At 45.8% G+C, this 13,653-nt stretch carries 13 protein-coding genes; 8 read left to right on the top strand and 5 right to left on the bottom strand.

The window, feature by feature from the left end; genetic code table 11:
• Window positions 1-83: 83 nt before the first annotated feature.
• Together DX060_RS12160 and DX060_RS08875 are read right to left on the bottom strand one after the other, a co-directional pair.
• Complete coding sequence (locus tag DX060_RS12160) at window positions 84-1,706, bottom strand: TIGR02757 family protein (RefSeq protein ID WP_258552270.1); 1,623 nt, start codon at window positions 1,704-1,706, stop codon at window positions 84-86.
• Window positions 1,699-2,358, bottom strand: a complete 660-nt coding sequence (locus DX060_RS08875) for a LysE/ArgO family amino acid transporter (RefSeq protein WP_115012113.1) — start codon at window positions 2,356-2,358, stop codon at window positions 1,699-1,701. Before DX060_RS08875 ends, DX060_RS12160 begins: the two co-directional genes overlap by 8 nt.
• Window positions 2,359-2,471: 113 nt before the next feature.
• On the opposite strand from DX060_RS08875, the gene DX060_RS08870 reads away from it, so the two are divergent.
• The 3 genes from DX060_RS08870 to DX060_RS08860 all read left to right on the top strand — a co-directional run bounded on the left by DX060_RS08870 (window position 2,472) and on the right by DX060_RS08860 (window position 6,033).
• Window positions 2,472-3,494, top strand: coding sequence for a phospholipase A (locus tag DX060_RS08870; RefSeq protein ID WP_115012112.1), 1,023 nt, complete (start codon window positions 2,472-2,474; stop codon window positions 3,492-3,494).
• 11 nt (window positions 3,495-3,505) lie between these two features.
• On the top strand, window positions 3,506-4,678 hold the full coding sequence (locus tag DX060_RS08865; protein ID WP_115012111.1) for a hypothetical protein: 1,173 nt from the start codon (window positions 3,506-3,508) through the stop codon (window positions 4,676-4,678).
• Window positions 4,679-4,749: 71 nt separating this feature from the next.
• Entirely contained in the window at window positions 4,750-6,033 is a 1,284-nt protein-coding gene (locus tag DX060_RS08860; RefSeq protein ID WP_115012110.1) for a citrate synthase, read from the top strand.
• Window positions 6,034-6,064: 31 nt separating this feature from the next.
• Here DX060_RS08860 and DX060_RS08855 read toward each other — a convergent pair whose 3' ends face one another.
• The gene (locus DX060_RS08855) at window positions 6,065-6,283 is read right to left on the bottom strand and encodes a hypothetical protein (protein ID WP_115012109.1); all 219 of its coding nucleotides are present in this window, start codon (window positions 6,281-6,283) and stop codon (window positions 6,065-6,067) included.
• On the opposite strand from DX060_RS08855, the gene DX060_RS10915 reads away from it, so the two are divergent.
• The 4 genes from DX060_RS10915 (at window position 6,262) to DX060_RS08840 (ending at window position 9,655) form a co-directional block, all read left to right on the top strand.
• Window positions 6,262-6,537, top strand: coding sequence for a hypothetical protein (locus DX060_RS10915; protein ID WP_147278824.1), 276 nt, complete (start codon window positions 6,262-6,264; stop codon window positions 6,535-6,537). The two genes, DX060_RS08855 and DX060_RS10915, sit on opposite strands and share 22 nt — an antisense overlap.
• A gap of 121 nt (window positions 6,538-6,658) precedes the next feature.
• Entirely contained in the window at window positions 6,659-8,527 is a 1,869-nt protein-coding gene (htpG, locus tag DX060_RS08850; protein ID WP_115012108.1) for a molecular chaperone HtpG, read from the top strand.
• A 9-nt stretch (window positions 8,528-8,536) separates the two neighbouring features.
• Window positions 8,537-9,184 (top strand): hypothetical protein, encoded by a 648-nt coding sequence (locus DX060_RS08845; RefSeq protein WP_115012107.1) that lies wholly within the window; start codon window positions 8,537-8,539, stop codon window positions 9,182-9,184.
• 12 nt (window positions 9,185-9,196) lie between these two features.
• Entirely contained in the window at window positions 9,197-9,655 is a 459-nt protein-coding gene (locus DX060_RS08840; protein WP_115012106.1) for an META domain-containing protein, read from the top strand.
• Between the two features lie 26 nt (window positions 9,656-9,681).
• Here DX060_RS08840 and prmC read toward each other — a convergent pair whose 3' ends face one another.
• The gene (gene prmC / locus DX060_RS08835) at window positions 9,682-10,581 is read right to left on the bottom strand and encodes a peptide chain release factor N(5)-glutamine methyltransferase (protein WP_115012105.1); all 900 of its coding nucleotides are present in this window, start codon (window positions 10,579-10,581) and stop codon (window positions 9,682-9,684) included.
• Window positions 10,582-10,590: 9 nt separating this feature from the next.
• The gene (locus DX060_RS08830) at window positions 10,591-11,790 is read right to left on the bottom strand and encodes a M48 family metallopeptidase (protein WP_258552269.1); all 1,200 of its coding nucleotides are present in this window, start codon (window positions 11,788-11,790) and stop codon (window positions 10,591-10,593) included.
• Between the two features lie 222 nt (window positions 11,791-12,012).
• Between DX060_RS08830 and pyrG the strand changes: the two genes are divergently transcribed.
• Window positions 12,013-13,653, top strand: a complete 1,641-nt coding sequence (gene pyrG, locus DX060_RS08825) for a glutamine hydrolyzing CTP synthase (protein ID WP_115012104.1) — start codon at window positions 12,013-12,015, stop codon at window positions 13,651-13,653.

The following is a 13,653-nucleotide window of genomic DNA, read 5'->3' as shown; positions in this document are numbered from 1 at the left end:
CTCCTTACTATACACACTTATTTTGGGGCTTTACGCATAGGGTGGCATTATACAATGTTTATAAACCTGCGCGGCATAATTTGCTACTTAAGCCTAGCTATCATCGTGGCTAGCTCTCCACTCTGCCCTAAGCGATAGAGGGCAAAGTCATAGCGGATAGGATCGTGCGGGCAAAATCGCCTAAGGGCTATGCTTACTTCTAGCACGGCTTTTCTATCATAGCTTTTGCGCTTTAGCAGTGAGAGAGCGCGACTTACACGCAAGGTGTGGGTATCAAGCGGGAGGAGCAAATCACTAGGGGATACAAGATCTTGCCATAGCCCTAGATCGATATGGTCTTTGCGCACTAGCCAGCGTAGAAACATAAGCCACCGCTTCAGCGGCGAGCTAGGCGATACGCCTACAAGAAAGCTAAAGCCTTGGGAAAATGTCTTGCTAGCTAAGAATCTCGCGCGGTAATCTTGAGTGAAAAAGGGCGCATAAAGTGGGCTAGCTAGAATCCTGCTTGCGTGGAGATAGATGGCTTGGTGCAAGGCGTTAATGATAGCTAGCGGCGTGGCTTTGTGGGCAAAAGTGGATTCTAGTCCGCCTTGGTCGATAATGCACGCTAGGCTTGCAAAGAGGAGCTTGACATCGTCGCTTGTTTGGAAGCGGTAGTAGGGGAAGGTGGTGTGCAAAATATTTTCTAGTCTAGAGGATTCGGCTTTGCTTGGTTTGGGCGTTGGCTTTTGGGCTAGAATCGCGGATTGCTGCGGCGAGTCGGCGGTTACATACGCCAAAGTATGCGCCCTTGACTCACCTTGCAAAGCCACGATTCTAGCCTCAAAATCCTGCCGCCTAGCTGCTTGGCTACAAAACACATTTTCAGCATTCTGGGTGAAATTCCTAGAATCCACTTTTTTATCGTCATTGCGAGCCTTGTCGCTAGGCAAGGCGTGGCAATCCATAGTTTCAAAACTAGAATCCACTTTTGCCTGTGGCGCGGTTATACTTTGGGCTTTGTTCTCAAAAATCCTAGAATCCTGTGCAGAGTCGTTTAAAATTGTCGCGGTGCTAGAATCGTTGTGGCTTGCGCTAGAATCCACTTTTTTATCGTCATTGCGAGACACTGCACCAGCAGTGGCGTGGCAATCCATAGCTTTTGTGCTAGCAGAATAATCATTACTAGAATCCACTTTTCTAAAGAAGCTTCGCTTTGTGTTTTTTGTGCTTGTGGATTGTCGCGCTTTGTCTTGCGCCAAAGCTCGCAATGACAGAGATAGGGCGTTTGCCCCACAATCGTAGCTTTTTTCAAAAGTGGATTCTAGTGAGATAGCGTTTTCACACTCGGCTTGATTTTCTTCTTCTAGGATTCTAGGGGTTGTGGTGGGGACCGTGTAGCTTTGCAAAAATGGGGGAAGGTTAGCGACCTTGGTGGTCGTGCCTTTGCCACAAAGTGCAACACTGCCGCATTGCCTACCCAAGACCGAATCCCCACCAAGCAGCCCAAAATCTAGCCTCCGCAAAAACCCCACGATAGCCCCCACGCTCCCATACGCAAAAAGCGCGCATACAAGCGCGATAGCGGGGAGATTGGCGCGATGAGAGTTTTCATAGACGACAAGCAAGGGGTCTAGATTTTGCTCGCTAATTGCTCCTGCGCGATTATGCGCATAGTAGGCGTGATCTAGCAGATCTTGCAGCAATGCCTTAGTATATCTAGGCATATAGCCCCTTGTATTCTGTATATAGCACTGCGCCTAGCCCATAGCATAAAGCGCACATTATGCAGCCTGTGAAGCACTCTAGAGCTGCCCACGCCCTAGGGCTTTGAAAAAAGCTAGAAAACACCCGGACCCCATACCCCACGCCAAAATACCACACAAATGACACCCCAATAAGCCCTAGGAAAAACACCCCCTTCGCGCTAGGATCTGTAAGCGTGGCACTCACGCCGCCGATAATGACAAAAGTATCGATGTAGAAGTTTGGGTTAAGGAGTGTTAGGGCTAGGGTGCTTGCTATGGCGCGTTTTTGCGTGGTGGCTGCGTGGCTGGATTCTAGGGATTGCTGCAAGTTTTTGCTTGTAAGAAGTCTATATGCACCCCTAAAGGAGCCAAAGGCATAAAAGAGCAAAAACCCTATCCCACACCCCCCAAGCACAAAAAACCACACGCTGCCTTGATTGACTGCCCTGCCTATGCCAAAGACACTAAGCCCCATTACTACAATATCGCACGCCAAGCACACGCAAATCACGCTAAGGATATGGCTACGAGCAAGCCCTTGCCGTATCACAAAGGCATTTTGCGGACCTATGACTACGATAAGACTAATGCCAAGTAGCATACCTTGCATAAATACATTAGCAGCACTCATAGCACCTCTATTTGAAGCTTTGATTTGAATCTTTGATTTGGCGGATTCTAGCCTAATGCGCGTAAAAATACACTATAATCAAGGCTTTGTTAGATTTAAGCTAAAGGGCAAAAGTGCGTAGGGTGCTGGTGGTTGTGTGGGTGCTGCAAGTGTGTGTGCTGCTTATGCAAGCAGACTCTAGCTCTACTCAAGATCACACGACAAAAGATCGCACGACCACCGCTATACCATCAAGCCAGCTGTATCAAGACCTGCCAGAATCCTTGCAGAACAATCTCTTGCTTCAAACCCCAGCAGAGCAAAACGCCCCCATAAATCCAAAGACCAAATATATCCAGCTAGCAAACAATCTCCCTATTTATATTTTGCCAGCATATTACAGCTTTAGCCCGCCATATTCTAGGAATGACATTCCCGTGGAGATGAAGTTTCAAGTGAGCTTTCGCGTGGTGTTTTTGGAGCAGCTTGTGTGCAAATATTGTAATTTTGACTTTGCTTATACACAGACACATTGGTTTCAAATCTATAATGCCAAAGATTCTAAGCCTATGCGCGATATAAACTTTAGCCCAAGTTTTATGTTTAACTACACCAAGCAGCTAGCATTTTTAGGAGGCTATATCACGACAATGCGCCTAGGCTATATCCACCTAAGCAATGGCGAGCGCAAGGATAATCTTGTCGTAGGAGAAGCAGATATTCGCAATGATGGCTTAAGCAAAGATGATCCGGGCTGGCTTCGGCGGTCTAAGTCTATTGATCGCTTTATCGCCCAGATTGATTGGCAAAGGGGGCGATTTGGGCTATCGCTTCGAGCGTGGGTGCCTGTGGGCAAGCATTTGATCAGCGATATGGGGGATAATGACAATCTCACCTCTTATATCGGCTTTGGGGATATGGCATTGTCGTATGAGTATAAAAGACATCTTTTTGAACTCTATGTGAATAATATTTTTAATAACTACTTTAGCAAGGAGTATTGGGACTGGAAGGGGCGGCTTGAGCTTGGCTATACTTATCGCTTAAGCAAGCGCGTGGGCATATATTTTCAAGTGATACACGGCTTTGGGGATAGCTTGTATGAGTTTAACTACTCTCTAACGCGTGCAGGCTCTGGGCTACGGCTAAACTTCTAAGGCTAGATTCTATGATGATAAGTGAAAGCAAGGGGGCGAGTGGTAGCAGAGCAAGCAAGGAGATAGCACAAACGCGTGGCATTAGCGTTGAGATATTGTGCGAGAGTGGGCAGGAGATAGGCTTAGGGCATTTGTATCGCTGCATAAAGCTTGCTAGGATCTTGGCGCAAATCCCAGAAGTCGCTCACATAGCACTCCATAATCGCGGTGATTTTACCCCAGAGTTTGGCAAGATTGTGCCTAGCGATCTTGGTGCTAGAATCCACTTTTTTACACACGAGTGGTTTTGTGAAGATACCCTATCAAGCGTGCTTAGAGAAAAAAAGCCTAAAGAAAGCGTGCTTGCCATAGTCGATAGCTATATGGCTACTAGGGAGGTATATGCGCATATCAAGCGACAAGCAAGCGCGCTTATCTGCCTAGATGACACACTGCGCGATGTGTATCCACCACAAAGCTATATCCTAAACCCCACGCTAGAGGCTAGCACACATTTTGCGCCTAAGCCTTATCATCTTTGGTGTGGGGAGGAGTTTGCTATCGTGCCGCAATACGCGCAAATTAAGCCTCAAACACCGCACGCTTCAATCCCATTAACAAAGCATATTTTTGTGAATTTTGGCGGGGTGGATTCTGGGGATTTGACACAGGCATTTTTGCAGGGCTTGCGTGATTGCTTGGGGGCTAGAGTAGGCTCTGTGCATTTTCATATCGTGCTAGGTGGGGGCTATGCACATACACTTTGCCCATCGCTTGTAGCAGAGCTTAGTGAAGCTATCACTATCTATCGCGACCTTAGCCCAGATGCGTTTCTCTCTCTAGCACAAGCGTGTGAATGTGCCATTAGCGCAGGGGGTGGAAGTATGCTAGAGCTGCTTACCCTGCAAATCCCTAGCATTATCCTAGAATCCGCCTCCAATCAACGCGCCCAGATCGCGCACTTTGCAGATAAGGGGGCGATTATAAAAGCCCTAAGTCCTAGAGATGCGCTATATCAGCTAGCTAAGGAGTTTGGCGTAGATTCTCTAAGTATCTGCTCTAGCGCAAAAGTGGATTCTAAGCGATTGCAAGAGCTAAAAACCGCGCTAGCAGGGCTTAGACTAGGATCTGCCCTGCCGCAAGCCTTGCGACATCTAGCCCAATTACTACACACCACATCGCACGCCCCCACCAAGCCCAAATAAGTAAAAAAAACATTTACCTAATACAAAAAATAGTGTAGAATATTTATACATCACATTTGAAAGGACACGCAATGGGGACAATCACTCTTACCAACAATGAAACCAATCAAAGCTGGGATTTTGATCTCATCGAATGCACCAGAGGTCCAAAGGCGGTGAATTTTTCTAAGCTTTTTGAGACGACAGGGATTTTTGCCTATGATCCGGGCTATGGCAGCACAGCAGGCTGTGAATCCACAATTAGCTATGTCAATGGCAAAGATGGCGAGCTACTCTATAAGGGGATCCCGATCCAAGAGCTTGTTGATAAATACAAATTTACCGATATTTGTAAGCTACTCATTAGCGATGAGCTACCCAAAAATGCGCAAGAATCGCTAGATTTTGACTTAGAGCTGCGCCATAGAAGCTTTTTGCACGAGCGATTGAAGGGGATTTTTAGTATTTTCCCAGATTCTGCGCACCCTATGGCAACGCTCTCTGCGCTTGTTTCTGTGCTAGCCACACTCTATTATGATCACAAAGAAATGGACGATGAAGATGACTATCAAACAATGGCACGAAGGATCATCGCCAAAATCCCCACAATGATAGCCTTTTGCTATCGCAACTCTGTGGGTGCGCCATTTATCGAGCCAGATATTAGTAAAAGCTATGTAGAAAACTTCTTATATATGCTTCGCGCTTATCCGCACGGCAGGCTTAAGCACACGCTAAAAGGCGAGCAAGAAATCACGCCCCTTGAGGTAGAAGCATTGGATAAAATCCTAAGTCTCCACGCCGATCACGGGCAAAATGCCTCCACTACAACCGTGCGCAATGTCGCTTCCACAGGCGTGCATCCTTATGCTGCTCTTGCTTCTGGGATCAACGCCCTATGGGGTCCAGCACACGGCGGGGCAAATGAAGCGGTGCTGTGCCAGCTTAATGAGATCGGCGATGTGAAAAATGTCGCACGCTTTGTTGAGAAGGCAAAAGACAAGAATGATCCATTTAGACTTATGGGCTTTGGGCATAGGGTGTATAAAAGCTACGACCCACGCGCCAAGGCGATTAAGGCTCTTAAAAATGAGCTTGATAAAAAGGGTATAAAAATGGACCACCGCCTAAGCGATATTGCCGAAAAGCTTGAAGAAGTCGCCCTGCAAGATGACTACTTCCAAGCGCGCAATCTCTATCCTAATGTGGATTTTTACAGCGGTATTATCCTAACTGCGCTAAAGATCCCTACACAGCTCTTCACGCCGATTTTTGTGCTAGGGAGGATGCCGGGCTGGTGTGCGCAGCTTATCGAGCATTCTAAAAACACTCGCGCTAGGATCACTCGCCCAAGGCAAGTTTATCTAGGCAAATAGCCGATCTCTGCCCATCCTTTAAAAGTGGATTCTAGGGGGTTGGCGATTCAGCCTTGGGCGAGCAATTTGACGCGATTGGGGCAATTTGGGGGTAGTCATTACCGCTTAGGTAACTCCCACCCCAAATTGCCCCAAAGCCCGCAAGGACCCCACCGCAACTCTTAGAATCGTGCGGTAGTAAAGCAGGCTTTGTAAGCAAACCAAGCTTTTTGAAGTAAAACAGGCTTTGTGAAAACGCCTTTTCTGTCATCTCGAGCCTTGTGCCAGCAAGGCGTGGCGATCCATAAATCCGCGAAAGTGGATTCTAGTGTGAAAGCCCTTTTCTGTCATTGTGAGCCGACAACGGCGGCAGGGCAATCTATTTTCTATTTTTCTCACTCTCTATATCTCCCACTCCCACACTCTACTAGAATCCACTTTTACCCAAAGTTCCCACACGCCCACAACCCCACAAATGCACCGCTAGAATCCACTTTTTGTAGGGGTTGTGCGAGGATAGTTTAGTGTAAAGTGTCATAAAATCTATGTGATATAGGCTCACTAAGATTTATAGTTATCATATAAAGTTTTTGCATATTTATCAATTCCCTGCTATAATTGCCAAAATTTTTACAAAGGATACACAATGGCAAAGAAAATGGCATTTCAAACAGAAATTAAGCAGCTGCTAGATCTTATGATCCATTCACTCTATTCAAACAAAGAGATTTTCTTGCGCGAGCTTGTAAGCAATGCTTCTGATGCGCTTGATAAGCTTAATTATCTCACTATTAGCGATGATGGGTTTAAGCATATCGCCTTTGAGCCGCGCATTGATATTCACTTCGATGAGAAAAAGGGCGTGCTAAAAATAGTGGATTCTGGGATTGGTATGAGTGAGCAAGAGCTCATTGACAATCTAGGCACAATCGCAAAATCCGGCACAAAAAGCTTCCTAAACGCCCTAAGCGGCGATAAGAAAAAAGACTCCGCACTTATTGGGCAATTTGGCGTGGGATTTTACTCAGCCTTTATGGTGGCACAAAAGGTAGTGGTAACGACCAAAAAAGCCGCGCAGGAGCAAGCCTTTAGCTGGGTGAGTGATGGCAGCGGAGAGTATGAGATCACTGAATGCAAGAAAGACACGCACGGCACAGAGATCGCGCTATATTTGAAAGATGATGAGAAGCATTTTGCAAGTCGCTGGGAGATAGAATCTATCATCAAAAAATACTCCGATCACATTGGCTTCCCTATTTTTCTGCACTATGAGGAGACAAAATACGCCACAGAAGAGGAGAAAAAAGAGGGCAAAAATGATGAAGTGCTACAAAAATGCGAGCAGCTAAACACTGCCAAAGCCCTGTGGAAAATCCCCAAAAATGAGCTAAAAGAGCAAGATTATAAAGAGTTTTACAAAGGCTTTGCCCACGATAATAGCGAGCCACTAAGCTATGTGCATACAAAAGTGGAGGGCAATTTAGAATACACCACGCTCTTTTTTATCCCCTCTGTCGCGCCCTTTGATCTCTACCGCGTGGATTATCGCTCTGGGGTGAAGCTCTATGTCAAGCGCGTGTTTATCACTGATGATGACAAGGAGCTTTTGCCCCAGTATTTGCGCTTCGTGCGTGGGGTGATTGATAGTGAAGATCTCCCGCTTAATGTGAGCCGCGAGATTTTGCAGCAAAATAAGATTCTAGCTAATATTAAATCCGCTAGCACCAAGAAAATCTTAAGCGAGATAGAAAAGCTCTCCAAAGATAGCAAGAAATACAAGGGCTTTTATGAGCAGTTTGGCAGGGTGCTAAAAGAGGGGCTATATAGTGATTATGAAAACAAAGAAAAGATTTTAGAGCTTTTGCGATTTGATAGCAGTAAGGCGGAAAACCTTAGCCTAAAGGACTATAAGCAAGCAATGCCAAAGGAGCAAAAAAGTATCTACTATATCATCGGTGAGAATAAAGATCTGCTGAAAGCTTCGCCATTATTAGAGAAATATGCAAAGCTTGGCTTTGATGTGCTGCTTTTAAGCGATGAGGTCGATGGCTTTGTAATGCCAAGCGTGGGAGAATACGACAAAACCCCGCTAAAAGACGCCACAAGCAAAGAGGCTTTGCAAGAGCTTGGAGAAGAAAAAATCGATGAAGAGACCAACAAGAAATTTGCGCCTATCGTGCAGGCTTTCAAAGATGCGCTGGGCGAAGAGATCGCTAGCGTGGAGCTAAGTGCTAGCCTAAGCTCGCCTATCGCGCTTTTGGGCGAGGAGCAAAATGCGATGATGGTAAATCTTATGCGTCAAATGGGGCAGGAGCTGCCAAAGGGCAAAAAAAGTGTGCAAATCAATGTCAATCACAGCATTTTTAGCAAGCTTATAAAAGTGGATTCTAGCAAGGCGCAAGAAGTCGCGCATTTGCTCTATGATAGTGCTAGGCTCCTAGAATCTGGCAGTCTTGATAGTGCCAAAGACTTTAGCCAACGCCTCTACGCACTCATTGATGAGAGCTTGAAATAGCCAAAACCTATGATAAAGCTTTGCAAGCAGATTGTCTCTAGCGCGTTTTCTAGTAGCTATAATGCCAAGATGTTTATGCTGTTTCTTGGCTATGTTGTTGTGCTTGCTATCTTGCTACCTAGTGCGCTAGAGATGATTGATACCCGCTCCTTGCCTGCTAGCTCTCCGCTAGAATCCACTTTAGACCCCGCGCTAGAATCCACTTTTTTGCAGTATTTTTATCTAGTGTTTTTGCCTTTTATTGGGGCTATTACATTGTATGCGGAGAATTTCATAGGGATTTTGGTGCTATTTTTCGCGCTGATCCTTAGCGATAGGCTGAAGATTTTCCAGCATTATGTGCTGCTATTGCTACTCTATTTGCTTTGTGCCTATCCTAGCTTAGTTTCTAGCGATCTTGTGCCCGGATTTCACGCAAGTGTGCTAGAGGCTTTGGCTCTGCTTAGCAATGAAAATTACGCGATGCTTTTTGCGCTGTATGGGGGCAAAATCGTGTGGGTATTTCTTGCTTTGGCGGTGTTTGAATGGGGGTTTTATTACTTCAAGCGTTTGGAGATCCCGCGTGTGGTGTGGGAGAATCTAGGCTTTGTATTTGTGCTATATGTCGTGGTATTTGGGATTTATAGCTATGATAGCAAGAGCTTGGTGCTGTATTGATAAGGAGAGATTATGCGTGTGTGCAAAGTGCTTTGGGTGCTGTTATTTGGGCTTATGTGCAGCGTGCTAAATGCTAGTGAAAGCTTGCTTGGTGTGAGTGCTTATACACTTGGCAAGGTGGGGCGATTTGAAGTGGAGTTTATGCAGCTTGGCGAGTATGAGATCGCTGTGCCTTATGAGATAGAAAATGCCTTTTTGCTCTTTTCTTCCTCGCAGGTAAGTGGCATTGTGGGGTGTAATAACTTCTTTGCTCCATATCAAGTGCAAGGTGGAGGCAAGGTGCTAGTCGTGGGGGCAGGGGGCTTGAGTAAAAAGATGTGTGCTAAAGCCCTAGAATCCAATCTTGAAGCTATTTTTGCGCGTAATTTTAATGGGCGATTTATCGTGCAGGGTAATGATGAGTATATAGAGCTTGTGGGGGAGAGTGGATTCCGCATACGACTTGTGCCTTCACTAAGCCTTGAGCCTTAGGGCTTTGCTTATCTCTTGTGTTTGGGCTAGCTTTGAAGCCTAGCGACAAACCCACGATCAAGCCCCGCTAAGTCTGTGTAAAACTCTGCTTCATAGCCGCTAGATTCTAGCACTTGTGCTAGGCGGTGCTTTTGATCATAGCCCATTTCGCACACAAGATAGGGGATTTTGTGTGTGCTGCACTTGGCGATTAGACTCTCAAGTATTTCACTGCCTTTTTCGCCGCCAAAGAGCGCGCTACTAGGCTCATAGCTAAGAGATTTTGCTATGGGGTAAGATGTGGCGATATAGGGAGGGTTTGAGAATACTAGCGAGATGGAGCTAGTATCTATGCCATCAAGCAAGGAAGTATGCCTAAGCATAATGCGCTCTTGTAAGTCAAAATGCGCGATATTGCGCGCAGCGGTGTGCAAGGCTGCTTGGCTAATATCTGTGGCGATGATAGAGAGTTTTGGGAATGCACGGGCTATGGCTATGCTAAGTGCCCCAGAGCCTATGCCCACTTCGATAAGCGTTAAATGTGGGCTTTGATCGTGGCTTAGAGTCTCGCATACTTTTTGCACCAAAATCTCACTTTCTGGGCGAGGGATTAGCACACTAGGATCCACAAATAACTCAAAGTCTAAAAAGCTTACCCTATGTGTCAAATACTCTATCGGGCAGCCTTTGGCTCTTTGATCAATGAGAGAGAAAAACCGCTCTTGCTCCCTAGAATCTAGCTTTTGCCTATCGTGTGTGTGTAGCCATACGCGCTCTTTGCCTAGCACAAAGCCTAGCAAGATTTCAGCTTCTAGCCTTGCTCGTGGTGCGGGGGCTTGGCAGATTTCTTGGTGGTTTTTTCTTGGTGGTGGGGCTTCTTGAGAAGTGGCTAGATGGGCTTGGCGCAAGCAAGCAAGCGCGTGTTGTAGGGCTGTGTTTATGTCCATCGCGCTAGGTCAATGTGCTTGCGGTATATCAAGGGCTTTTAGCCGATCTAAAAGCGGCGGATGTGTATAGTGGAAAAACACATAAGCAGGGTGGGAGTGGGGGAAAGTTTTGTTCTCATTGACAAGGCGGATTAGGGCTTCTTTTAGGCAGTGTGCGCTAGTGAGTGAGACACTATAAGCATCTGCGCGGTATTCTGCCTTGCGGCTAAAATAGCCGATAAGCGGCATTAGCCAAAAGGACACAATAGGCGCGATCAGCAGTAAAATCGTCAGTGAAGTGGCGTGGTTGTTTTGCAGTCTCAATGTATCAAACAGCCCCGCAGGCAAATGCCCAGCGACAAAAAACAGCCCAAAGAGCAACACGCCAGAGAGCAGCAAATTGACTATTATGTCTTTGTGCTTAAAATGCCCAAGCTCGTGGGCTAAGATCGCAAGCAAGCCCTCAGAGCTTACCTTTTCTAATAGTGTGTCAAATAGCACGACTCTTTTCGCACTCCCCAATCCACCAAAATACGCATTAAGCCTGCCATCTCGCCTGCTTGCATCCATCACAAAAATCCCATTTGCCTTAAAGCCAGCTTTACTCATAAGCTCTTGGATTTTGTCTTGGAGGTTTTGGTTATTAAGCGGTGTGAAGGTATTAAAAATAGGTGCAATAAGCGTGGGATATAGGGCATTGATCACTACCATAAGCAAAAATACCACGCCAAATCCCGCTAGCCACCAATACGCATAATCCATCACAATAAGCAAAAGCCATAGCACCAAGAATCCAAACACTGCTATAAGCGCGAAGCTCTTTAGTGTATCGATGAAAAAGATCTGCCAAGTTACATTCGAGAATCCATAGAGTTTATCTAGTCGCAGCTGCTTATACGCGCTAAGAGGAAGTTGCAAGAGAGCGTTAATCAGCACAAATCCTAGCACAAAGATGATGAAGCCAAAGGCTGCTTCTTCTGCCAAAAAGTCTTGCCACGCCGCAAGTCCAAAGCTCACCCACGCGATAAAAATCAGTGCTTCAAAAATATGGCTAATTATGGATAAGCGCAAGTTTGCCAAAGAGTAGTTAGCAGAGATTGCATAGTCTTTGGGCTGGAGTATTACGGCTTGTCGCTTGGCAAAGGCTTTGATATGGTAGATTTGTAGTATATCAATCACAATGCTAGGAATGGTCAAAAAAAGCACATAACAAAGGCAAAACATCATCATACTTCATATCCTTACAAACATATAGGCTACGCATTTAGTAGCCTTGATATGCTAAATATTGTAAAACAAAAATATAAATCTAAAAATAATAACTTTGTAAGGGGTTTTTGTATAGGATTGTAAGCATAATCATAGGTGATACAAGCGCAGATGCGCAATGTTGTGTAATATTGTGTAATGTTGCGCAATGTAATGTAAGGATTAAATTGTAAGGATTCAATAATGGCACATACAAAATACATATTTGTTACAGGAGGGGTGTTAAGCTCACTGGGGAAAGGGATTTCATCATCATCGCTAGCGACCTTGCTAAAGCAAAGTGGCTATAAGGTCAATATCCTAAAAATCGATCCATATATCAATATCGATCCGGGCACGATGAGTCCGCTAGAGCACGGAGAAGTGTTTGTAACAGCCGATGGCGCAGAGACGGATTTAGACATAGGGCATTATGAGCGATTTTTAAACACAAGCCTTAGCAAAGGCAATAATTTCACCACAGGGCAGGTCTATCTCTCTGTCATAGAGAATGAGCGCAAGGGCAATTATCTAGGAAAAACGATCCAAGTAGTCCCGCATATTGTCGATGAGATAAAAAGCCGCATAAAGGCTGTGGGCAAGGGCTATGACTTCTTAGTCATCGAGCTAGGAGGCACGGTAGGGGATATTGAGGGGCTGCCATTTTTGGAGGCTATGCGCCAGCTCAAACACGAGCTACCCAATACGCAAGTCTTAAGTATCCATGTAACACTTATCCCGCTCATTAGAGCAGCAGGTGAGCTAAAGACAAAGCCCACCCAGCACTCTGTGCAAGAGCTACGCCGCATAGGGATCACACCGCAAATCATCATCGCTAGGGCTGAAAAGCCTCTAAGCAAAGAGCTTAAGAAAAAGCTTGCGATGAGCTGCGATGTGGCTGATGATAGCGTGATTGAAGCCCTTGATGCTAAAAGTATCTATCAATGCCCGCTTAATTTCTTAAAAGAGGGGATTTTAACCCCTGTATCTAGGCATTTCGCGCTTGAGCCTATCGCGCCAGATATGAATGAATGGGATATGTTGGTAAAAAAGATCATCTCGCCAAAAGATGAGGTTACAATCGCCTTTGTAGGGAAATATCTCCACCTAAAAGAATCCTACAAATCTCTAACCGAAGCCCTAATCCACGCAGGGGCAAACATCGACACACGCGTGCATATTAAGTGGATTGATAGCCAAGCCCTAGAGCATACACAAGGCGAGGAGCTAAGTGATGTTGATGGGATTTTGATCCCCGGGGGCTTTGGCAGCCGTGGCATAGAGGGCAAGATTTTAGCGATCCGCTATGCTAGGGAGCATAAAGTGCCATTTTTAGGGATATGCTTGGGAATGCAGCTAAGTATTATAGAGTTTGCCCGTAATGTGCTAGGCATAGAAAAAGCGGATTCTAGTGAGTTTGCCCCTGATACTTCCTACCCATTTATTTACTTGATAGAAGACTTCATCGATCAATGCGGCAACTCCCAGATCCGCACGATCAAGTCCCCTATGGGCGGGACTATGCGGCTTGGTGAGTATGAGTGCGTGCTACGCCCTAAAAGCCATATCGCCACTGCTTACAATCACGCCAAAATCATCAAAGAACGCCACCGCCACCGCTATGAAGCAAACCCCGCCTACCGAGCCTTGCTAGAAAAAAATGGTATGACTATCAGCGGTGAGTCAAAGAGCGGGCTTATTGAAGCTATCGAGCTAGAGAAGCACCCCTTTTTCATCGGCGTGCAGTTCCACCCAGAATTTACCTCGCGCTTGCAAGCCCCAAATCCCATCATCTTAGCCTTTGTGAAAAAGGCACTAGAATCCAAATCTAACCCAAAGAGCTAA

The organism is Helicobacter canis (assembly GCF_900451095.1).
Taxonomy (GTDB): Bacteria; Campylobacterota; Campylobacteria; order Campylobacterales; family Helicobacteraceae; genus Helicobacter_B; species Helicobacter_B zhangjianzhongii.
Note: the sequence above shows the minus strand (reverse complement) of the source record. Positions and strands in the feature narration are given on the sequence as shown.

Bases quoted from the DNA above. Each gene is read 5' to 3' on its own strand.
- DX060_RS12160 (WP_258552270.1), bottom strand. From the start codon at position 1,706: ATGCCTAGATATACTAAGGCATTGCTGCAAGATCTGCTAGATCACGCC.
- DX060_RS08875 (WP_115012113.1), bottom strand. From the start codon at position 2,358: ATGAGTGCTGCTAATGTATTTATGCAAGGTATGCTACTTGGCATTAGT.
- DX060_RS08865 (WP_115012111.1), top strand. From the start codon at position 3,506: ATGATGATAAGTGAAAGCAAGGGGGCGAGTGGTAGCAGAGCAAGCAAG.
- DX060_RS08860 (WP_115012110.1), top strand. From the start codon at position 4,750: ATGGGGACAATCACTCTTACCAACAATGAAACCAATCAAAGCTGGGAT.
- DX060_RS08855 (WP_115012109.1), bottom strand. From the start codon at position 6,283: ATGACAGAAAAGGCGTTTTCACAAAGCCTGTTTTACTTCAAAAAGCTT.
- htpG (WP_115012108.1), top strand. From the start codon at position 6,659: ATGGCAAAGAAAATGGCATTTCAAACAGAAATTAAGCAGCTGCTAGAT.
- DX060_RS08845 (WP_115012107.1), top strand. From the start codon at position 8,537: ATGATAAAGCTTTGCAAGCAGATTGTCTCTAGCGCGTTTTCTAGTAGC.
- DX060_RS08840 (WP_115012106.1), top strand. From the start codon at position 9,197: ATGCGTGTGTGCAAAGTGCTTTGGGTGCTGTTATTTGGGCTTATGTGC.
- prmC (WP_115012105.1), bottom strand. From the start codon at position 10,581: ATGGACATAAACACAGCCCTACAACACGCGCTTGCTTGCTTGCGCCAA.
- DX060_RS08830 (WP_258552269.1), bottom strand. From the start codon at position 11,790: ATGATGATGTTTTGCCTTTGTTATGTGCTTTTTTTGACCATTCCTAGC.
- pyrG (WP_115012104.1), top strand. From the start codon at position 12,013: ATGGCACATACAAAATACATATTTGTTACAGGAGGGGTGTTAAGCTCA.